Annotated in this window: 16 protein-coding genes, 2 tRNA genes and 1 pseudogene; 5 read left to right on the forward strand and 14 right to left on the reverse strand. The window is 70.9% G+C overall.

All coding sequences use genetic code 11. The annotated features are described in order from the left end of the window. The first annotated feature begins 43 nt into the window (after positions 1-43). A tRNA-Lys gene (locus ACIP6N_RS20165) sits at positions 44-117 on the forward strand. An 80-nt stretch (positions 118-197) separates the two neighbouring features. On the opposite strand, the gene ACIP6N_RS20170 is transcribed toward ACIP6N_RS20165, so the two are convergent. From ACIP6N_RS20170 to ACIP6N_RS20185, 4 genes are all read right to left on the reverse strand, one after another. After that, positions 198-680, reverse strand: a complete 483-nt coding sequence (locus ACIP6N_RS20170) for a phospholipase (RefSeq protein WP_401817241.1) — start codon at positions 678-680, stop codon at positions 198-200. Between the two features lie 385 nt (positions 681-1,065). Further along, positions 1,066-1,656, reverse strand: a complete 591-nt coding sequence (locus ACIP6N_RS20175) for a lytic polysaccharide monooxygenase (protein ID WP_401817243.1) — start codon at positions 1,654-1,656, stop codon at positions 1,066-1,068. Between the two features lie 348 nt (positions 1,657-2,004). Then, positions 2,005-4,602: an SPFH domain-containing protein gene (locus ACIP6N_RS20180; RefSeq protein ID WP_401817245.1), complete on the reverse strand. Its 2,598-nt coding sequence runs from the start codon at positions 4,600-4,602 to the stop codon at positions 2,005-2,007. 11 nt (positions 4,603-4,613) lie between these two features. Further along, positions 4,614-6,053, reverse strand: a complete 1,440-nt coding sequence (locus ACIP6N_RS20185; protein ID WP_401817246.1) for a peptidoglycan-binding protein — start codon at positions 6,051-6,053, stop codon at positions 4,614-4,616. 182 nt (positions 6,054-6,235) lie between these two features. Between ACIP6N_RS20185 and ACIP6N_RS20190 the strand changes: the two genes are divergently transcribed. Continuing rightward, positions 6,236-6,309, forward strand: a tRNA-Lys gene (locus tag ACIP6N_RS20190). Positions 6,310-6,472: 163 nt separating this feature from the next. Here the strand turns inward: ACIP6N_RS20190 and ACIP6N_RS20195 are convergent. From ACIP6N_RS20195 to ACIP6N_RS20215, 5 genes are all read right to left on the reverse strand, one after another. Further along, positions 6,473-7,153 (reverse strand): class F sortase, encoded by a 681-nt coding sequence (locus tag ACIP6N_RS20195; protein WP_401817247.1) that lies wholly within the window; start codon positions 7,151-7,153, stop codon positions 6,473-6,475. A 1-nt stretch (position 7,154) separates the two neighbouring features. Next, entirely contained in the window at positions 7,155-8,195 is a 1,041-nt protein-coding gene (locus ACIP6N_RS20200; protein ID WP_401817249.1) for a hypothetical protein, read from the reverse strand. A gap of 90 nt (positions 8,196-8,285) precedes the next feature. Continuing rightward, positions 8,286-9,065 carry an HAD-IIA family hydrolase gene (locus ACIP6N_RS20205; protein ID WP_401817250.1) on the reverse strand — a complete coding sequence of 260 codons (780 nt, stop codon included), beginning with the start codon at positions 9,063-9,065 and terminating at the stop codon, positions 8,286-8,288. 114 nt (positions 9,066-9,179) lie between these two features. After that, positions 9,180-10,289, reverse strand: coding sequence for a hypothetical protein (locus tag ACIP6N_RS20210; protein ID WP_401817252.1), 1,110 nt, complete (start codon positions 10,287-10,289; stop codon positions 9,180-9,182). Between the two features lie 129 nt (positions 10,290-10,418). Beyond that, complete coding sequence (locus ACIP6N_RS20215; protein WP_401817253.1) at positions 10,419-11,579, reverse strand: ROK family protein; 1,161 nt, start codon at positions 11,577-11,579, stop codon at positions 10,419-10,421. 51 nt (positions 11,580-11,630) lie between these two features. Here ACIP6N_RS20215 and ACIP6N_RS20220 point away from each other — a divergent pair, with 51 nt between their 5' ends. Continuing rightward, the gene (locus ACIP6N_RS20220) at positions 11,631-12,788 is read left to right on the forward strand and encodes a Gfo/Idh/MocA family oxidoreductase (protein WP_401817404.1); all 1,158 of its coding nucleotides are present in this window, start codon (positions 11,631-11,633) and stop codon (positions 12,786-12,788) included. Continuing rightward, positions 12,785-13,306, forward strand: a complete 522-nt coding sequence (locus tag ACIP6N_RS20225; RefSeq protein ID WP_401817255.1) for a heme-degrading domain-containing protein — start codon at positions 12,785-12,787, stop codon at positions 13,304-13,306. The genes ACIP6N_RS20220 and ACIP6N_RS20225 overlap by 4 nt, the downstream gene beginning before the upstream one ends. 137 nt (positions 13,307-13,443) lie before the next feature. Here ACIP6N_RS20225 and ACIP6N_RS20230 read toward each other — a convergent pair whose 3' ends face one another. From ACIP6N_RS20230 to ACIP6N_RS20250, 5 genes and pseudogenes are all read right to left on the reverse strand, one after another. Next, positions 13,444-14,304: a fumarylacetoacetate hydrolase family protein gene (locus ACIP6N_RS20230; RefSeq protein ID WP_401817257.1), complete on the reverse strand. Its 861-nt coding sequence runs from the start codon at positions 14,302-14,304 to the stop codon at positions 13,444-13,446. A gap of 586 nt (positions 14,305-14,890) precedes the next feature. Next, positions 14,891-15,655 (reverse strand): annotated as a pseudogene (locus ACIP6N_RS20235) (YidC/Oxa1 family membrane protein insertase); the annotation flags it as partial. A gap of 99 nt (positions 15,656-15,754) precedes the next feature. Continuing rightward, on the reverse strand, positions 15,755-16,081 hold the full coding sequence (locus ACIP6N_RS20240) for a DUF6412 domain-containing protein (protein ID WP_401817258.1): 327 nt from the start codon (positions 16,079-16,081) through the stop codon (positions 15,755-15,757). 229 nt (positions 16,082-16,310) lie between these two features. After that, positions 16,311-17,825, reverse strand: coding sequence for a sodium:solute symporter (locus ACIP6N_RS20245; RefSeq protein ID WP_401817405.1), 1,515 nt, complete (start codon positions 17,823-17,825; stop codon positions 16,311-16,313). A 44-nt stretch (positions 17,826-17,869) separates the two neighbouring features. Then, on the reverse strand, positions 17,870-18,112 hold the full coding sequence (locus ACIP6N_RS20250; RefSeq protein WP_401817259.1) for a DUF3311 domain-containing protein: 243 nt from the start codon (positions 18,110-18,112) through the stop codon (positions 17,870-17,872). A 344-nt stretch (positions 18,113-18,456) separates the two neighbouring features. Here ACIP6N_RS20250 and ACIP6N_RS20255 point away from each other — a divergent pair, with 344 nt between their 5' ends. Further along, complete coding sequence (locus ACIP6N_RS20255) at positions 18,457-19,455, forward strand: SEC-C metal-binding domain-containing protein (protein ID WP_401817260.1); 999 nt, start codon at positions 18,457-18,459, stop codon at positions 19,453-19,455. The last annotated feature ends 89 nt before the right edge of the window (positions 19,456-19,544 follow it).

A 19,544-nucleotide genomic window follows, 5' to 3' on the forward strand; every position in this document is an offset into this window, starting at 1 on the left:
CCTGAGCACCCCCGAGCACCGGGTATTATTTTTGAGTCAGCAGGCGCCGCTAGCTCAGTTGGTTAGAGCAGCTGACTCTTAATCAGCGGGTCCGGGGTTCGAGTCCCTGGCGGCGCACAGACAGGGAAGGGCCTCTCGCTCAGGCGAGGGGCCCTTCTTCGTGGGTTCTGCCCGTCCCCGGAAACCGGAGAGGTGGGTCAGACCACGGACCTCTCGCCGTCCACCGCCGGGGTGAAGCCGAAGATGTCGACCGCCTGGTAGTACGTCCAGGCCAGCGCGTCACAGGACGTCTTCGTCGCGCCCGAGTACCCGGTGCACACGCGCTTCAGGTCCTCGTAGAGCGCCGAGTCCAGCCGGGCCTTGTTGGCGTCGAACGTGCCTTCGGCCTTGTAGTTGCGGTAGCCGAAGTCATGGCGGGCGCAGGCCGTCTGGAAGGGGAAGCCGAAGGGGTTGTCGGGTGAGCTGGAGCAGTAGTCCGTCGACCAGTCGAAGCCGTAGGCGGCCCAGGCACCCTGGTCGTTGTTGGCAGCGACCCAGCTGTTGTAGCTGGCCGCGCTGGTCTGGGTGAGGTTGCTGAGCACCTGCGGCTTGTCGGCCGGAGCCGCGCTGGCCTGGCCTGCCGTCAGCAGGGGAAGGGCGAGCAGTGCCGCGACGAGCGGGAGAGCCAGAAGTCTGCGCATGGGGGGAACCTCCGGATGGGGGGTGGGGGGACGGCTCCGTACCCGGCGGCACGGAGTTCCATCAGGTTGGCGGCCGTCGCTGACGTACGGGTCTACGCGCGATGACTGTCGGCGGAATAGTCCCCCAAGTTCTGGCCGAAACGCACCCTTCCGCGCCGAACGCGCACGTGAAAAGACGTAGTTGACCACAAGCGGAGGGCCAGGTTCACAGGTTGCCCTGGCTGGGGCGCACGAAACCGCGCCCTCGAAAGGTCAGTTCAGCGCGGGAAGCTCTCAAGTACGCGCTTCAGCAGGCCTCTCGGCGGAGCCCCGGCCGGTCGGACCGGACGCGCCCCGGGGAGCGGGATCCACACTCCCCGGGGCGCGAGCGATCACGGTCGTGACGTCAGAACTGCACGTCGGAGCACGCGTAGAAGGCATTCGCCGTGTCGGCGATCGTCCAGACGGCGAGGATCATGTGCCGGCCGGTCCGCTGAGGCATGACGCCCGTGTGTTCGAGCGTCTCCGGGGGCTGCTGGTTGTTGAACGGCACCGTCAGGAACGGCTGGGTGTCCAGGGCCGCACGGGTGAGCGGCTGGGACGGATTCCAACCGTCCTTGGTGATGTAGTACTTGAAGTCGGTTGTCGCATGTCTGGCCGTGAACTGCCAGCGGAACGTGTAATTCTGTCCTGCCGTGACCTTGGTGGCGGGCCAACCGGTCCCGCCACGCTGGTCGTTGAGTTCGGCGAACTGACTGAGTCCGCCCGAGCAGAGCGTGCCGTCAGCGGGGCCGGCCGCCGGGAAGCCCTTGGGGCCCTCGACGCTCTGCGGCTCCCATTGGATGTTGCCGCAGTTGGTCACGGTGCCGTTGGCACAGAGCTTCTGACGGCTGATGGGCGAGTCGGTGTAGCCATGACTGCTCGCGCTGCCACTGCCGAGCACGGTGACGCCGGCGATCGCGAGGCCGACCACGGCCGCGGCTATTTTCTTTCGCATGCTTCGCTCCAGAGAACGTGGGGAGTTCGGTGAGCTGTGCTGCACGCGTGCGGGTGGTGCGGTGGTGCGGGTGATGCGCAGGAGGTGCGGGAGGTGCGGGAGCAGGCGTACGGATACGACGATCACGCACGATCACGCACTGCGGTCTAGACCAGGCCACAGAGTATTGACAGAACTTGACCGTGTCCATATCAAACACGGTATGGACCAGCCGGAGTCCCGAGCGGAATCCCGAGCAGGCCGAATCCTGACCCTCCGGACTGAGACCGGCCCGAGCCGGACCACTCACGGCAGATTCCTCTCGCGATCGGACCCTCCACGATCAACCTCGCTCTCCGACAAGGAAGTTCAGCGCTGCTCCCCGCCCCCGTGCCGAGCCGCGTAGAACGCCACCGTGAGGTCCTTGACCAGCGTCTTGCGCTCGTCGTCGTCCAGTTCGACAAGTCCCCGGTGCGTGAGCCTCCGTACGGTCTCGTCCACCGCGTCCACCACCGCGGTCAGCACACCGTCCCGGTGCCTGACGTCGAGCGCGGCGACCCGGCTGCGCTGCATCGCGTCCGCGATCTCCGGTGCGTACTCGATCCGCGTCGGCTGCGCCGAGAAGACGTCGAGCCCGATGGGCCTGCACTCCGCCGCGAGCCTCCGGGTCAGCGCGTCGCCGACCGCCACCGCGTCACGCAGCGTCGGCTCGTTCTCGTGGAACGCGTCGGCCGGCAGCTGCGAAAGCACCCGCGCCACCGCCGCCTCCACCTGCTCGCGCAGGTACTCCTCGTGGTCCCGCACGCCAAGCACCGCGCGCACGGTGTCCCGGACACGCCACACCACCAGGATCACGACCCGCAGCGCGGTCCCGTTCGCGTCGACGGCGGGCAGCGGCTCACTGCGCCAGTGCCGCAGCCGTACGTCCACCCGGTGGCGCAGCAGCAGCGGGCTCACCCAGAGCAGTCCCGTACGGCGCACCGTCCCGCGGTAATCACCGCAGAGCGTCAGCACCCAGCCGTGCCCGACCCGGCCGCGGCCGAGCCCGCCGAAGGTGAACAGCACGACGGTCACACCGATCGCGAGCAGAGCCCACTGCCCGAACGCGACGCCGTGGTACGGGTACGACGGCAGCCGGAGCATCTCCTCGACGGCACCGGGCACAGCGCCCGCCCACCACAGCACCGCCGCACAGGCCACCAGCGCGCAGATCCCGACGAACACGGCGGCCCGCCCCGGCAGCGAAGGACCGGGCCGCTCGGTGAGCTTGGGATCGATGTACGGAGCGGGCCTCACCGGAGCGGGTCCGCGAGCGGGCACGGGCACGCGCCCCGTACGCGGCGGTACGGCGCCGCTCCCGGCCGCGGTGGTCACGGCGTCGGCCTCGATCTCGTCCCGGAAGAGCAGGTGCGCGGGGATCTCCGGTGCGGTCTCGCCCGTGGTGTCGGGGCCGCGACGCGGAAGGCCGGGGGCGAGAGTGTCCCGGTCGCCACTCGGGGACGCGGCGCCGGAGACGGACACGTCCGCGAGAGACGAGTACTCGACGCGGGAGAGAGCCCCCGCCAACTCATCACCGCGCCGGGCCGCCCCGGACACACCGTGCTCGCCGGACGCGTCGCCGCCCGCCGCTGCCGCGTCGGAGAAACCGGTGTCGGAGGACCGGGCGGCGGAGGACCGGGCGGCGGAGGATCCGGCTTCGGAGGTTCCGGCACCGGACGCCGGGGCACCGGGCGATACGGCGTGGGAGAGTCTGGCGGGCGACACCCCGGCGCGGGGCACCCCGACGTAGGAGAGTCCGCCGTATGTCTCGACGCCAGACGACGGCGTGCCGGCCGGCCCGGCAGGAGACGCCTCGTTCTCGGCCGGCTCGCTGGGGGGCACCTCAGCTTCGGACGCTTCGGCTTCGGCTTCGAGAGCCACGGCGTCGGGCTCTTGGGCTGCGGGGTCCCCTGCTTCGGACGGTCCAGCCCCGGAGGCCCCGGTCGGCAGATACGAGCCCTCGCCCCCGTCCGCCTCAGTCGCCTGCGGACGCCCGTCAGGGGCAGCGGCCAGGGATGCGAAACCCGAGTGCGCCGGCGACGGCACAAAAGCGTCCCGCTCGGCCCCAGAGGTCATACGCCCGGACCGGCCGACCGCCTCACCCGAGGCCGGTTCGTCCTCCGGCTCCTCGGGACGTGCGCCAGAAGCGGCTCCCCCGGAGCGAGAACCCGACTGCACCAGCGGCCGCGCGAACGCCGGACCGTGCGGGCCCGGCACGAAACCCGAGTGCGCCGACGGCCAGGTGGACGCCTCCCATTCGCCCGCCGCATCCCACTCGCCCGGCGTTTCCGGCTGCCCGGGCGTCTCCGACTCCCCGGACGCCGACTGCCCGATCGTCTCCGACTCGTCGGACACCGACTGCCCGAGCGCTTCCGACTCCCCGGACGCCACCCGCTCCCCGGTGGCCGCTTCGCTCGCTCCTGCTCCCGCGCCCAGCGGCCTGCGGTCATACGCGGCCGGACGCGGCGGCCGGTTCTCGGACCGTTCCTCCGGCTCGTCCACCGTGTCGTTCCTGTGCGTACCACCCACATGCGCCGCGTCGCGCACCCCGGAACCGGAGCCCCAACCCATCATCCGGAATACGGCGCTCTCCTCCACGACCGCCTCCGATGCCCTGGCACCGGCCGCCCCCGGTCCTCCGTCCGCGCCCGCCACCCCGGCCGCCCCGGCCGCGTAAGCCGGCGGCTCAACGTCGTGCTCCGCGCCACGCTCCACCTCGCGCTGCGCACCCGGTTCCACCTCGTCGGCTCCCGGCTCATGCCGGCGGCTGTCCGGCCGCACCGTCAGCGCCGCCGCCCAGGGCCACTCGGGACCGGCGTCCGTACGCGCGTGCCCGTCCGCGCCGGCCGCGCCGTCCTCACAGCCGTACGTCTCGCTCTCAGGCGGACCCTGGTCTCCGGGGGGCGGGGTCGGGGTCGTCGTCGTCATCCTTGCCTCCGTCATGCGAAGAGTCGCCGCCAGGTCTCCCGACCCGGGTAACCGTCGGCCGCGCTGCCGCGCCAGCCCTGGGCCTGCTGAAACGCCTCGACATTGCGTCGGTCCGACTCGCTCCAGCTCGGTCCGGGGCCGGTGGCGTAGTACGTGCCGAAGTCCTTCTTCACCAGTTGCCTGCCGAGCTGCCCGACATATGTGTTGGACTGGCCCGGCCCGAAGTACCGCTCGCCCGGGAACGCCGGTGCGCCCGCCGTCGCGCTCACGGACGCCCCGGCGGCCGGGGCGGTCGCGGCACTCGCCGCCGGACCGGCGGCCCCGGCCCTGCCCGCCGGCGGGATGTCCTTGCCCTGACCGGTCACCAGGTACTGCCAGGTGCCGGGCCCCGGCAGCCCGTCCGCCGCCGCACCGCGCCAGCCCTGCGCCAGCTGGAACGCCTCGGTGGCCCGCTGATCCGCCTGGCCCCAGCGCGGGCCGGGACCGTCGCTGTAGAAACGCTTGCCGCCGCGCTGGACGAGCATCCGGCCGAGCTGCGTGACGTACTTGTTGTTGGCACCGGGCCCGAACGACTTGGCGCCCGGGTACGCCGTCGTCGCACTCGGCGTGCTGCCACGGCCGCTCTCGTCGCGGAGACCCTTGTAGCGGTAGGCCACATAGCGGTCGGAGTTGTTCCAGTACGCCATCGGCGTGGACTGCGCGCGTGTGTTCGGCGGGGTCTGCTCGTACGCCAGGTAGTTGTCGTGCGAGTCGTCGGCCCAGCCGCCGAAGATCGTGACGTGGGATCCCTTGTTGGGGTCCGAGGGATTGTGGAAGAGCAGAATGTCACCGGGCTCCAGCTCGTCCCGGGTGATCTTCACGCCGTACTCCGCGAGGCTGCCCGTCCACTCATTGCCCTCGAGGTTCCAGGCCATCGACACGTAGCCGGAACAGTCCTGGCGGTATCCGTCGGGCCAGTACTTGGTCATGCTGTACGGCACCTTCGCCGAAACCCACAGCTTCGCGCGGCTGATGATCTCGGAGCGAGTGGTCTCGCGCAGCGCACCGGCGGACGGCGCCGATCCGGGGGCCGGGGAGCCGCCGTGCAGCGGACCACTGGTGCCCTGCGGGGTCTCAGGATCGGGCTTGGCCAACGGGGTCGAGCCGGGCGTGGTGCCCGGCGTCGTATGCCTCGCCCTGCCCGGGGCTGCGGCCGGAGCCGGGACCCCGGCCGCCGACAGGGCCGGTGCCGACACCGGCGACACGGATTCAGCGGCCACCGCCACGCCGGCCCCGCCGAGCGCGACGCCCGCCGCGGCGAACAGGACCAGCGCACGGCGGGCGCCGTACGCCGCCGCTCTGCCACCTCCGCGCGGTGGCAGACCCCGGACCGGAACACGCCGTGGTACGGCGCATCCGGCGCGGGGGCGGTCGAGAGCGGGCTCGTACTCCTCGAAGACCGGGATGGACATGCGAATCCCTCCACACTCATCAAGATCCATCGACGCGATGTGCGAACGCCAATGTCTCAACTGTCCGGACATGTCATATTTTGACGGATCAAGAGCCAGAAAAAGTCATCCGACAGGCCACAGCGCCGATCAAATGGGCAGGATCACCCCGGACGATCGGGTAAAGTTGTCGGAGTCCGCAGGCGCCGCTAGCTCAGTTGGTTAGAGCAGCTGACTCTTAATCAGCGGGTCCGGGGTTCGAGTCCCTGGCGGCGCACAGACAGACGAAGCCCCCTCACGTGATGTGAGGGGGCTTCGTTCGTTCTGCCGGGAGAGCCGCCGTTGCCGCGGGGTGCCGGTGATGGGTGAGTGGCGGGAACGGAGCGCCCGGGAAGCTTCCTACGAGCTGGGGCCCGCCCCCGGAGCGGCGGGCCGGCCTCTCATCCCGCCCGCGGTTCCGCCACGCCCGTCAGGTAGGCCGACACCACGACGTTCGCCGTGTATCCGCGCGTCTTGCGGTCGAATGCCCCGCCGCAGGTGATCAGGCGCAGCTCGGCGCGGGATTTGTCGCGGGGGCCGTAGGCCTTCTGCGCGTCGAAGCGGTCACGTTTGAAGACCTGGACGTCATCGATGGTGAAGACGGCGATCGTGCCGTCGGCCCTCGTCACACGGATCCTCTCGCCCGGCTTCGCCGCGCTCAGCCCGTAGAAGACGGCCGGTTTGGTCTCGGTGTCGACGTGGCCGACGAAGAGAGCCGTGCCCGGTGCACCCGGCTCGATGCCGTTGCCGTACCAGCCCACCGTGTGCGGCGTCTCGTACGGCGGCGGCTCGATCGCGCCCTGCGTATCGAGGCCTCGCGCGACGACGGGCGCGGTGACGCCGATCGACGGGACGTCCACGCGCTGCGGCTTCGCGGGCTTCAGCGGCTTGTGGGCCGCCGGCAGCGCCACCCCCGGCGGGCGGCCGACAGCGGCCACGTCGCCGGTGGTGGGGGCCGAACTGCCCGATTCGGAGCCGTCGGTGATCTCACGGCCCCAGAGCCACAGCCCCAGCAGCAGAACGGCCCAGGCCAAACCGGTCAGCAGTCGGCCACTGCCAGCTGTGCGGTTCTCGCTGGACATCTCAGTCCGATTCCCGCACAGCCGTACGCCGTCGCCGCACACTCCTGAAAGTCACGGCGATCGCGGCGACCGCCGTGAGGAGAAGGCCGACCATGGCGTGCGGGGCGCCGGGGCCCGAACGATCGGCGGCCGCCTGGCCGTCCGCGGCCAGCACGGCCGTACCACCGCCGCCCGCCCGTACGGGTGCGATCGGCGACTGAGCCGGGTTCGGATGGTCGGAGTGGTCGGAATGATCACCTGCGTGATCACCTGCGTGATCGCCGGAATGATCGCCCGAGTGGTCTCCGGGGTGCTCCCCTTCATGCTCAGGGTGGTTCGCCCCCTGCTCGGGATGGTCCGAGTTGTGCTCGGGAAGTCCTGAATCGTGGTCCTGACGACCCGAGTCGTGCTCGGGACGTCCCTGGTCGTGCTCGGGACGACCCGCTTCGCGATCCGGGCGATCCGCCTCGCCATCCGGCCGATCTGCCTCATGATCCGGACGCGCGCCCTCGTGGTCCGGACGATCCGCCTCGCGCTCCGGACGATCCGGATCCTCTTCCCGGCGAACCGAGTTGTGGTCCGGCTGGGCCACCTTGCGCTCGGGGCGGGCTTCCTCGCGCTCCGGACGTGCCGGCTCGCCCTTCGGGCGGCCCGCTTCGTGGGCCGGGCGGCCTGACTTGTGCACGACCTGGAAACTGCCGGCGCCGGCGTGGTCGCGACCACCGCACCGGACGTTTATCTCGTAACCGCCGGGCTTGGCCGACGACTTGACCGTCGTCTCGCCGAAGATCGGCACCTTCGAGCGGCCGCCGCGGCCCCCCTCGCCGCCGGACAGCTCCGCCTTCGCGACGAAGGCGTCGGACGCGGCCTGGCCCGAGAAGCTGTCGCAGCCCTCGACCTTGATCGCGACTTCACCACCGGGGGCGATGGTGGACGGGGTGACCGTGACCTGAACAGAGTCGCGTGCCTCGGCGGCGGTGGCGGTCGTGACGCCGACGGCAGGGGCCGCCACCAGCACGGTGACGGCTCCGGCCGCACGGAAAGCGAGCAATGATGAACGCATCGTGAACCTCCTGAGAGGAAGACTCACTCGCGCGGACTGTTCTCGCATCCGCAGCGGCCGACCGCCGTCAGCCCCGCCCCTCTGACCTGCTCAGACGCGATCGACGAGGTCGGCGATCGAGTCAACGACCGTCGAAGGCCGGTACGGGTAGCGGTCGATGTCCGCGGGGGTCGTCACCCCGGTCATCACGAGGAACGTCTCCATCCCCGCCTCCAGCCCCGCGAGCACGTCGGTGTCCATCCGGTCGCCGATCATCGCGCTGGTCTCGGAGTGCGCGCCGATGGCGTTGAGCCCGGTCCGCATCATCAGCGGGTTCGGCTTGCCCGCGAAGTACGGGTCCTTGCCCGTCGCCTTCGTGATCAGCGCGGCGACCGCGCCGGTCGCGGGCAGCGGGCCCTCGGTCGAGGGGCCGGTCTCGTCGGGGTTGGTGCAGATGAACCGCGCTCCGCCGTTGATCAGCCGGATCGCCCTGGTCAGGGCCTCGAAGCTGTACGTACGGGTCTCGCCGAGCACCACGTAGTCCGGCTCGTGGTCGGTCAGGACGTACCCGATGTCATGCAGCGCCGTGGTGAGGCCCGCCTCGCCGATGACGTACGCCGTGCCGTCCGGGCGCTGGTCCTCCAGGAACTTGGCGGTGGCGAGCGCGGAGGTCCAGATGTTCTGCGCGGGGACGTGCAGCCCCATCCGCGCGAGCCTGGCCTGGAGGTCGCGCGGGGTGTAGATGGAGTTGTTCGTGAGGACGAGGAACGGTTTCCCCGACTCGCGCAGTCGCTTGATGAACTCGGCGGCGCCCGGGATCGGAACTCCTTCGTGAATGAGGACACCGTCCATGTCGGTGAGCCAGGATTCGACCGGCTTGCGCTCTGCCACTGGATTGTTCTCCGCTCTGCGGTGGGCCAATAGTCGTGGCCGGTACTCGCTGTCCGACACGCCGACGTGTCCGACACGCCCTCGGACACGTCCACGTCCAGCCTAACCAGGCCGTCAGATCCGCAGCCGTCGGAACCACAAGGTGAGTGCGGACCCGGCAGCGAGCAGCGCGGCGACCGCGGCCGTCCACTCAAGGAGATGGCCGGACCCGGTGCCGGCGAGTTCCGGCGACATGGGATCGGCAGACGGCGAAGTGGGCGCCTCAGCCGACGAATCGGGGGAGGGCGAGGCCACGCCCGGGGTCTCTCCGTGGCCTGCGGCGTCGCGGCTCCCGGCAGGGCGCGGGGCGAGCGGGACGCGCGGGTCCTTGTCACGTCCGCCGGGGCGCAGGCCGGTCGTGCCACCGTCGGCCCCACCGGTACGGCTGCCGCCCGTACCACCGCCCGTACCGCCACCACCCGTACCACCGCCGCCCGAATCTCGGCCGTGATCGCCGCGTTCGACGTCACCGCTTCCGACGCGGCCGCTTCCGGTCTCCCAGTTCTCCACGTCTCCCTGGTCGGCGTCTCCGCTGTCGCGCTCCCGTACGGCCCCCTTCCCGAGCACGGCGAACCGGTAGGCGTTGGACTCGCCCACCCAGTCCCCGTCCTTCCCGCGCCGCTGTACGGTCGCGGCCCGGATCACGATCGTGCCGGGATGCGCGGCGGCGGTGAAGTGAAGGCGCGCGCGAACGGTCACCTTCTTGCCCGCCGGTACGGAGAAGCCGGGAGAGCCGTCGTCGAGGACGCCGATGATCTCGCTCTCTTCGGACGTCTCCAGCGGCAGGGTCCGCCAGCGGCCGTTGGAGTCGGCCAGTTCCAGCCGGACCCGGGCCGCGGCCAGCGTCCGATCGCTGTCGGTGAGGACGAGGACGGGGTGGATGTCGCGGCAGGCGTGGCGGGTGGTGTTGGTGAGGTCCAGGTACCAACTGTGTGCGCCGCCTCCGGCCCGGTACGCGGCGGGACCGCCGTGGATGCGGGCCTTGAGGGGAAAATCGGGGTCGGACTGCTTGCCGCAGCTCGGCGCCCGGCCGGCCCGAGCGGCGGACTGGGCCGCGTAAGCGGCACGTGGACGTGCTGAGTGCGCGGGACTTACGGCGTACGCGGGCGCCGCGAGCCCCGTCGCCGCCGACGCGATCGTCGTGGCCGCGGTCAGTCCGGCGGCGAGGGCATGGGGCAGTCGCATAGGGAAGGTTGCCTTTGCTGCTCGCGGGCGTTCGGGGAAGCGTCAGGACACATCCAGACGCTGCCACGCGCGAGCGCGAGGACCGGGCACCACGACGCCACCCTCCACCGAAAGTCATACAAATACCCTCTACTGGCCCAGCTTCCGCGCCCGCCGGTGCCCGAACACCGGCGCGAGCACCAGTTGCGCCGCGCCCTCCGCGACGGTGTGCGCGCCTCCTTCGGCAGCCGCCACCGGGATCACCGCGCCCCGCGTTCGCTCCGCGACGACGGCCCCCACTCCCCGCACGAAACGCTCCTCGTCGGCCACGATCGTCCGGCCACCGAGCAGCACCCGGTCGATGTCGAGCAGCCCGACGAGATTCGCCGCCCCGACGCCGAGCACCCGCGCCGCCTCTGCCAGGTCGCCACGAGCGACCGCCGCCAGGCACAGCACCTCGATACAGCCGCGGTTCCCGCAGCCGCAGGCCGGACCGTCGAGCTGAAGGACCTGATGGCCGAACTCGCCCGCCCCCGTACGCTCACCGCGGTGCAGCGCACCGCCCAGGACAAGCCCCGCGCCGAGCCCCGTACCGAGGTGGAGGTACGCGAACGACTCACCCGCCCCGCGCAGCGCGAGACCGAGCGCGGCGGCGTTGGTGTCCTTGTCGAGCACGACGGGGAGGCCGAGGCGTTCCGCGAGGGCGTCGCGGAGCGGGAAGCCGTCCCACTCCGGGAAGCCGGTGACCCGCCGCGTCACACCGGCGGCGTGGTCCAGCGGCCCGGGCATGGCGATGCCGACGCCCAGCAGGCCCTGCGGATCCGCGAGATCAGCCGCCCCATCCGCCGCATCCGCCCCGTCCGCGCCTCCGCCCACCTGCTCACGTACGTCCTCCACCGCCCGCGCCGCAGCCTCGACCACCCGCTTTGCGCCCGCGCCGAGGTCAAGCGGGACCGTGCGTACCGCGACGGGTGTGCCGGCCAGGTCGACCAGGACGGCTGTCAGTTCGTCACGGTCGAGATGCAGGCCGACGGCGTGCGCGGCCGACGGGACGAGGCGCAGCACCGTCCTCGGTTTGCCGCCCGTGGAGGCGAGCCTGCCCGCTTCCGCCATCAGGCCCTCCGCGCGCAGCCTGGCCGTGATCTTGCTGACCGCCTGCGGGGTGAGGCCGGTGTGCCCGGCCAGTTCGAGTCTGCTGATGCCGGCCTCGCCCGCCGTGCGCAGCAGGTCGAGCACCAGTGCCGCGTTATGACCGCGCAGCACCGGCAGGTTGGCCCCCGTATTCCGTACGTTCCCTTGGTCCACAGGCATCATTGTGGCGCGTGCTTGCACTTTGGCAACACCGTTGCTTAAGTGGCTGACATGACTCACCCCGGCACTCCTGGCGCTCCCGGCACTTCCGGCCCTCCTGGCAACCATGGCCCCGACGGCCACACGGACCGGCGTCCGCTGCGCGTCGGGCTCGTGGGCTACGGCCTCGCGGGCTCCGTCTTCCACGCCCCGCTGATCTCCGCGACCGAGGGCCTTGTCCTCGATACGGTCGTCACCGCCGACCCCGAGCGCCGGGAGCAGGCGCGCACCGAGTTCCCCGATGTCCGCTTCGTGGACACACCGGACGAGCTGTGGACGCGGGCGGACGAACTCGATCTGATCGTCATCGCCTCCCCCAACAAGACGCACGTCCCGATCGCGACTGCCGCTCTCCACGCGGGACTTGCGGTGGTCGTGGACAAGCCGATCGCCGGTACGGCCGCCGAGGCCCGGACCCTGGCCTCCCTCGCGGAGGAGCGCGGTCTGCTGCTCTCCGTCTTCCAGAACCGCCGCTGGGACAACGACTTCCTCACTCTCAGCCGCCTCGTCGCGAACGGCGATCTCGGCGACGTTCAGCGCTTCGAGTCCCGTTTCGAGCGGTGGCGTCCCCAACTCAAGGGTGGCTGGCGCGAGTCGGGTGCCCCCGAGGAGATCGGCGGGCTGCTGTACGACCTCGGAAGCCATGTGGTCGACCAGGCTCTGACGCTGTTCGGCCCGGCGGTACGGGTGTACGCGGAGTCCGACGTACGCCGGCCGGGCGCCGAGGCGGACGACGACACGTTCATCGCGATCACGCACGCGAACGGTGTCCGCTCGCACCTGTATGTGAGCGCCACCACCGCCCAACTCGGCCCGCGTTTCCGCGTGCTGGGGTCCGCCGCCGGCTACGTGAAGTACGGCCTCGACCCCCAGGAGGCGGATCTGCGCAAGGGCAGGCGGCCACGGGCGGGAACACCGTGGGGCGTCGAACCCGACGCGCTGCGGGGCCGGTTGGGCGCGGGTGAGTCTCCGGTGACAGGCGGCGGGGACCCGGTGGAGACCACGCCCGGCGACTACCCGGCGTTCTACGAGGCGATCGCCACGGCCCTGCGCGACGGCACGAAGCCGCCGGTCACCGCGCACGAGGCCGCGGCGACACTCGACGTACTGGAAGCGGCACGCCGCTCGGCGCGCGAAGGCGTCACGATCACACTGGAGGAAAGGTCATGACCAAGGCCGCCGTTTCGTCCCCGGCTCCCGCGACTTCCACTGCTCCCACAACTCCCGTCGCTCCCACGGTCGCTGAGCTGGAGTCGCAGGAAGCGCGCCTGATTTTCCGGCACTTCACTTACGACGACGCCTGGGCGCTCGGCGGCCTGCTGGTGGAGCTGGCGCGCGAGCGCGAACTGCCGGTGGCGATCGACATCCACCGGGGCACTCAACAGCTGTTCCACTGCGCGCTGCCGGGCTCGTCGGCGGACAACGACGCCTGGATCAACCGCAAGCGCCGGGTGGTCGAACGCTACGGCGCCAGCTCTCTCCTGGTCGGCACCCGATTCCGTGCCAAGGGGTCGACGTTCGAGGAGTCCTCACGGCTGGACCAGGACACCTACGCGGCCCACGGAGGTTCGTTCCCGATCACGGTCGAGGGTGCGGGCATCATCGGCACGGTGACGGTCTCCGGCCTGCCCCAGGTGGCGGACCACGCTCTGGTGGTGGAGGCGCTGGAGCGCGTGCTCACCGTCTGATCCGGACAGCCGAGCGACGTGCGAACGGCGTGCGAGCGACGTGCGAGCGGGTGTTGTGCTCAGGGTGCGCATCCGTACCCGGCCACGCACCCACTCGCACGCCGCTGCCGATACGGTCGGCCGCCGCGCGGAACGCGTTACGCGTCCTTGAACTCCTGGCGCTGCGCGCCCAGTCCCTCGATGGACAGCTCGACCACATCACCGGCGCGCAGGTACGGCTTGGGCTCCGGCTGCCCCAGCGCCACACCGGCCGGCGTACCGGTGTTGATGACGTCGCCCGGGTACAGGGTCATGAACTGGCTGACGTAGCGCACGACTTCAGCGACCGGGAAGATCTGGTCCGCCGTCGAACCGTCCTGCTTCAGCTCGCCGTTGACGCTCAGCCTCATGGCGAGGGCCTGCGGGTCGGGCACCTCGTCCGCCGTCACCAGCCACGGCCCGAGCGGGTTGAACGTCTCGCAGTTCTTGCCCTTGTCCCACTGCCCGCCGCGCTCGATCTGGAACTCACGCTCCGAGACGTCGTTCGAAATGGCGTATCCGCCGACGTGTGCGAGAGCTTCCTCGGCGGACTCCAGGTACCGGGCGGTGCGCCCGATGACGACCGCCAGCTCGACCTCCCAGTCCGTCTTGACGCTCTTGCGGGGGACGAGAACGGTGTCATCAGGTCCGACCACTGTGTCCGGCGCCTTGAAGAAGATGATCGGCTCGCCCGGTATGGCCGCGCCGGTCTCGGTGGCGTGGTCGTGGTAGTTCAGACCGATACATACGATCTTCCCGATCCGGGCGAGCGGCGGCCCTGTCCGCAGGCCGTCCGCATCGATGACGGGCAGTTCGCCGGAGGCGGCGGCCGCCCGGATCCGGTCCAGCGCGGCATCGTCGGCGAGCAGTGCTCCGTCGACGTCTGTGACCAGGCCGGACAGATCCCTGAGGGTTGTCCCGTCCTGGTCGAGCAGCGCCGGGCGTTCTGCCCCGGCCGTACCGACACGCAGCAGCTTCATCGTCTGACTCCCTCTGGTCGAGCGTGACCCTGCCGATGGGAGCGGCCACCGGTGGGATGGCCCGATCGTCCAAGACATCCGATCACTGTGCAAGTCCCCGTTCACACCCTGGACCGTGGGGACCCGTCGCCGGGCCCCCACTCGTCCTGCCTCGTCGTGGCGGTCCTGCCTCGTCGTGGCGGCCGGTGCGCGATCGCGTCGCCGCACCGTTGCGCGGCTACACCCTTACGGCGCGACGGCGCTTGCCGGACGCACGGGTCTTGGGCGTGGCGGCGGATGCCCGGGGCGAGCCACCGGACGCGGCGGGCGCTGCGGATGCTGCGGGCGCTTCCTGTGTGGCCGGTGCGGCAGGGGCCGCACCCACTGCGCGCGGCTTGGATCCGGCGCGGGCCTTGGCCCCGGCGCCGGCCTTCGATCCCGCGTTGGCCTTGGACCCGGCGCCGGCCTTCGATCCCGCGCGGGCCGGAGATCCGGCGCGGCCCGAACGTGCGGCAGGCACCGAAGCGGCAGCCGGTGCCGGGGACACGGCGGCCGCCGCCTTCGCAGCCGGTGCGGTCTTCGTGGTGGGCGCCGTCTTCGCGGCCGTTGCGGTCTTCGCGGCCGACGTGCTCGTCGACGCGTCCCGGTAGAGGAAGTAACGCTCAGCAGCCGACCACGCGGTGGTCGTCACCACGTAGAGCCCGGCCGCCAGCGGCACGAAACCCACCGTGAGGAGCGTCGCGAACGACATCAGCGGCATCAGCTTCGCGATCCCGCCCATGCCGGGCACCTGCTGACCGTCGGCCCCGGTCGGCATCGGCGTCGGAGAAGCCGCCATCTGCCGCTTCGTCCGTACGTAATTGAAGGTGGCGACACCGGCGACGATCACGAAGAGCGCCACGTACACCAGGCCCGCTCCCCCGAACACCCCGCCGTGCGAGAGCGCGTCCGCCCAGCGCTTGCCGAGCGGCGCGGCGAACAGGGAGTGGCTCAGCAGCCCGTTGGGCTCGCCGCCGATCGTGCCTCGGGAGAAGAGGTGGAACATGAGGAAGAACGCGGGCAGCTGCAACAGGCTCGGCAGAATGCCGGAGAGCGGGGAGACCTTCTCGGCCGCGTGCAGTTCCATGAGCGCTTTCCGCATGCGCTCGGGGTTCTTGGCGTGCTTCTTGCGCAGCTCGGCGATCTGCGGCGCGAGCTTCGTACGGGCCTTCTGGCCGCGGGCCGCCGCCCGGGACAGCGGGTGGATCGCGAGCCGTACCAGAGCGGTGAAGAGGATGATCGCCGCGGCGGTCGCCGTGGTGTGGAAAAGCGGCTGGAGCAGGTCGGCGAAGCCGCCGACCAAGTGGGCGAACGCAGACATGATTGCGGACATGGAGAGCCCTCCGTGGGTCTCGTCGTGCCGGATGGAAGCAGCTGCGGTGCAGCTTCGGCAGGACGACCCGCGCGGGGTCCGGGAAAAGCCGGAGATTCCCTACGCGGCCGTCGGGAGACGGCGCCCGGGCGCTCGTGGCCGTATACGGCCCGAGGCGTCCGGGTCTCGCTGTGGGAGGAAGGCGGTGCGTTGCGCGCGGTCACGCATGGCCGTCCGTACCCGGTGGTGCGGTACGGCGGGCACGGTGCGCGCGCTCATGCCGATGCAGAGGGCGACGGCGGAACTCGCCGCTGCGGTGGCGGCAAGGGCGACGGCGGCGGAGAGGCTGCCGGCGTCGACGAGCAGGACTTCGGTGAGGATGAAGAGCAGCAGCCCGGCGGGGCGCAGCAGCCGCAGCATGGTGCGGGTAACTGATCCGTTACGCATGGCTTGCCCCTCTCGGCTGCTCGTTCTCGGCCCTTTGGGCGACCTCAGCGCTCTTCGCGCTTTCGATCCACAACGCCACTGCCGGGCGATTAGTTCCTCGGGTAGTTCCTCGGGCTGCCTCACGGGCCGCCTCTCGGCTGTTATACACGCCCGGTCTCGGCCAACGAAAGTGGCCCTCGGCACCTGAACGCGGCGGAGGGCCCACTCGGGACAGGGCCTGGGTCAGCAGCTAGCTGCTCCGGCCGCCCACGTTCCCGCCCGCGACCCCGCTGCCGAACTCGTCGCCGGCCAGCACGTCCGTATCCGGCCGTACCGGTCCGTCCTTCGCACCAACCCCGGAGCCGGCCCTCTCCATCCGGCCGGCGGGAGTCGCGTACGTCACAGCCAGCGCCACGAACACGTTCGCGACGAGCGCCACTATCCCGGCGTTCGTCCCCCACACCGGATCGTGTCCGCTGAAGACGAGCGCGCACACCACCGAGACCCCCACCGCGAGCCCGCTCACCCCGCCGAGCCACGTCAGCCGCCGCCACACCAGTCCCAGCAGCAGCATCGGCACCAGCTGCGCCATCCCTTCATACGAGATGAGCGACAGTCGTACGAGAGTGTTCGGCGCCACGTACGTCAGCAGCAGCGCGATCGCGCCCGCGAGCACGACGACGACCTGGGCCGCGCCCTTCTGCCTGTTCTGCCAGCGCGGCACGAGCGAGAGCACGCTGCGTCCCCACATCGTTCCGATCACCAGCATGAAGACCGCCATCGGCACGACGGAGGAGAGCGCCGCCGCGACCCCGATGATCCCGACCGACCAGGCGGGCAGGGAGTCGACGACCAGCTTGAAGAGCGCGAGGTTCGAATCCGCGCCGACCAGCCCGGGCACGACGAAGAGCGCGGCGAGGCCGAGGAGCATCGGTACGAAGAGCAGCACGTTGTACGCGGGCAGCCAGATCGCGTTGCGGCGCAGCGCGTCCGCGCTGCGCGCGCCCAGATAGCCGGCGACGGTCGTCGGGAAGATGACGACCGTGAGCGCGTTCAGCAGCGAGGTGGTGATGAACCACGCCGTCCCCATCCCGCTGTCGCCGTGACCCGGCAGCGTCAGCCACTCGCGCTTGTGCGTGACGATCCGGTCGAGCAGCGGTCCGTACCCGTCGAAGTAGTGCAGCGGCACGTAGACCGCCAGGAAGCCGAGCGTCCCGATCACCAGAACGTCCTTGAGCACCGACACCCAGGCGCTGCCCCGCAGCCCGCTGACCACGACAAACCCGGTGGTCACCGCGAAGCCGATGAAGTAGCCCCAGTTGAGGCTGACGGCACCGTACGAGATCGTCGAGACGACCACTCCCATGCCGGTGATCTGGAGCTGGATGTACGGCAGCAGGAAGACGGTCGCGAGGACCGCCATCAGGGCGCCGAGCCAGGGACGGCCGTAGCGGTGGGCGATCATGTCCGTGATGCTCACGAGGTTGTGCTGCCTGGCGTATCGCCACAGCATGGGCCCGACGACGTAGCCGACCGCGTAACCGCAGGACATGTACGCCACGACGTAGAGCACGGGCGCGCCGAAGTTGTAGCCCCAGCCCGCGGCGCCGAGGTAACTGAAGCTGGTATAGCCCTCGCCTGCCATCAGCACCCAGATGAAGACGGCTCCGAGGCTGCGCCCGCCGACGGACCACTCGGCGAGGCCGCCGCCTCTGTCGCCCCGGCCCCGGACGGCGAGGAGCCCGAGCACCACGGTGCCCGCCATGAAGACGCCGAAGATCGAGGTGGCCACGGCGGCGCTGTTCCCGCTCACCGCGCTTCCGCTCCTGTTCCGGTTCCCGCTGCCGCTTCCCGTCGTCTCAGCAGCCGCTGATCACCGCGGTAGGCGAGCCATACGGCGACGGGGGTCAGAAGCGTCGACGCGAGCAGCCAGAAGGCGAGGAACGGCAGCCCGAGGACCAGGGGGTCAACCCGGTTCACCCAGGGCGGGGCCACGAGGAACAGGACGAAGGGGATCAGCAGCCAGAGCAGATGGGGACGTTGTCGGAACACGTCAGGACCTTAGACGAACAGTCCACCGCGCCCCCGGGCGCCGCCACCCGCCTGCCTGCCCACGCACGACCGCGCCCATGCTTTCCGCCGCCTGTACGTGACCCGGACGTAGCCCGCGCGTACATGGCCAGGAGGCCGCCCGGACGGCCTCCGGCCGAAGCGGCCGTGCCCCGGAGGTGCCACGAACGTGACCCAGAGGTCGCCAGGGGATCGCCCGGGCGTCACCCGGCGGCCACCGCCCGGCAGCCGGAGCGAGCCGGCCGGTTCGTCCCGCGCCACCCGTCCCGGTCCGTCCTGCTCCACCCCTCCCTCCGCACCCCCCGTACAGCAGTACGGTGTGGACCATGCGTCCCGACATGCCTGCCGACCACACGACAGAAGCCGAGCGCCTGCTGCGCACCGCGGCCACCTATCCCGAGGATCAGGAGCCGCTGCTCCTCCAGGCGGCGGCCCATCTGGAGCTGGCCGGCGCCCGCGACCGCGCCACCGTCCTCTACGACACCCTCCTCGCGGCCTCGCCGGACCAATCCCAGACGGTGAAGGCGCTCAAGGCGGCGAACCTGTGGGAGTACGGCCACGAGGCGGAGGCCCGCGCGATCATCGACGGCCTGCGCGCGGCAGCCCCCCTGGACCCGGCGCCGTGGGAGATCGTGGCGGAAACGCTGGAGGCCCACGACGAGCTGACCCCGGCCCACGACGCCTTCACCGAGGCGCTGAACCTCCTCCTCACCCCGGGCGAGGAAGTCCCGTACCCGACCCACGCCCTGCTGATCGGCCGCCACCGCGTCCGCAGGATGCTGGGCCTGGACCACGACGACTGGGACGGCCTGGCCGACCGCGTGAACCCGGCCCCCGTCACCCTGGACGAACTGCACGACCCCAAACGCCTATGGGCCCTCGGCTCCGACAACCCGGCGGAACTCCAGGCCGAAATCGACCGCCTCCGCGCCGAACTGGGCTCGTTCCGCACGGCCTTGTCACGCCCCTTCCCCGTGGCGGTCCTCCACTGGCGCGAACAGGAGCTGACCGAACTCCTCGCCGCCTACCCGGCCCTCAGCACCGAGTACCCCTCCCACGAAGCCCACTTGGCCCAACTGGAAACGTCCCTGCGCGAACTGGCCGCCACGGGCACCCCGAACCTGGGCATCGTGACGGGCACGATCCCCTCCTACGAAGCCTTCGCCGCCTCGGAAGCCACCACCCCCGAGGACCCGTCCCTGCTCCCCCTCTACGCCACCACCCTGGCCGCCCGAGGCCGAGCCACCCCGTGGCCCCCGCCCCGCACGTCCCCTTGCTGGTGCGACTCGGGCGTCCAGTACGGCACTTGCCACGGCCGCGGGTAGGGAAGAGTCAGGGGGTCCCTTCATCGACCAGTTGTCAGTGGGAGCTGATAAAAATCGAGCGACCATAGGGCTTCGTTGAAGGGACCTTG

Origin of the sequence: Streptomyces sp. NPDC088725, from assembly GCF_044751305.1 — a bacterium.
In the GTDB taxonomy this organism is placed as follows: Bacteria; Actinomycetota; Actinomycetes; order Streptomycetales; family Streptomycetaceae; genus Streptomyces.

What these genes read in the sequence shown, in the direction of transcription:
- ACIP6N_RS20170 (WP_401817241.1), bottom strand. Translation starts at nt 680, where the DNA reads ATGCGCAGACTTCTGGCTCTCCCGCTCGTCGCGGCACTGCTCGCCCTT.
- ACIP6N_RS20175 (WP_401817243.1), bottom strand. Translation starts at nt 1,656, where the DNA reads ATGCGAAAGAAAATAGCCGCGGCCGTGGTCGGCCTCGCGATCGCCGGC.
- ACIP6N_RS20180 (WP_401817245.1), bottom strand. Translation starts at nt 4,602, where the DNA reads ATGACGACGACGACCCCGACCCCGCCCCCCGGAGACCAGGGTCCGCCT.
- ACIP6N_RS20185 (WP_401817246.1), bottom strand. Translation starts at nt 6,053, where the DNA reads ATGTCCATCCCGGTCTTCGAGGAGTACGAGCCCGCTCTCGACCGCCCC.
- ACIP6N_RS20195 (WP_401817247.1), bottom strand. Translation starts at nt 7,153, where the DNA reads ATGTCCAGCGAGAACCGCACAGCTGGCAGTGGCCGACTGCTGACCGGT.
- ACIP6N_RS20200 (WP_401817249.1), bottom strand. Translation starts at nt 8,195, where the DNA reads ATGCGTTCATCATTGCTCGCTTTCCGTGCGGCCGGAGCCGTCACCGTG.
- ACIP6N_RS20210 (WP_401817252.1), bottom strand. Translation starts at nt 10,289, where the DNA reads ATGCGACTGCCCCATGCCCTCGCCGCCGGACTGACCGCGGCCACGACG.
- ACIP6N_RS20215 (WP_401817253.1), bottom strand. Translation starts at nt 11,579, where the DNA reads ATGCCTGTGGACCAAGGGAACGTACGGAATACGGGGGCCAACCTGCCG.
- ACIP6N_RS20220 (WP_401817404.1), top strand. Translation starts at nt 11,631, where the DNA reads ATGACTCACCCCGGCACTCCTGGCGCTCCCGGCACTTCCGGCCCTCCT.
- ACIP6N_RS20225 (WP_401817255.1), top strand. Translation starts at nt 12,785, where the DNA reads ATGACCAAGGCCGCCGTTTCGTCCCCGGCTCCCGCGACTTCCACTGCT.
- ACIP6N_RS20230 (WP_401817257.1), bottom strand. Translation starts at nt 14,304, where the DNA reads ATGAAGCTGCTGCGTGTCGGTACGGCCGGGGCAGAACGCCCGGCGCTG.
- ACIP6N_RS20240 (WP_401817258.1), bottom strand. Translation starts at nt 16,081, where the DNA reads ATGCGTAACGGATCAGTTACCCGCACCATGCTGCGGCTGCTGCGCCCC.
- ACIP6N_RS20245 (WP_401817405.1), bottom strand. Translation starts at nt 17,825, where the DNA reads ATGGCGGGCACCGTGGTGCTCGGGCTCCTCGCCGTCCGGGGCCGGGGC.
- ACIP6N_RS20255 (WP_401817260.1), top strand. Translation starts at nt 18,457, where the DNA reads ATGCGTCCCGACATGCCTGCCGACCACACGACAGAAGCCGAGCGCCTG.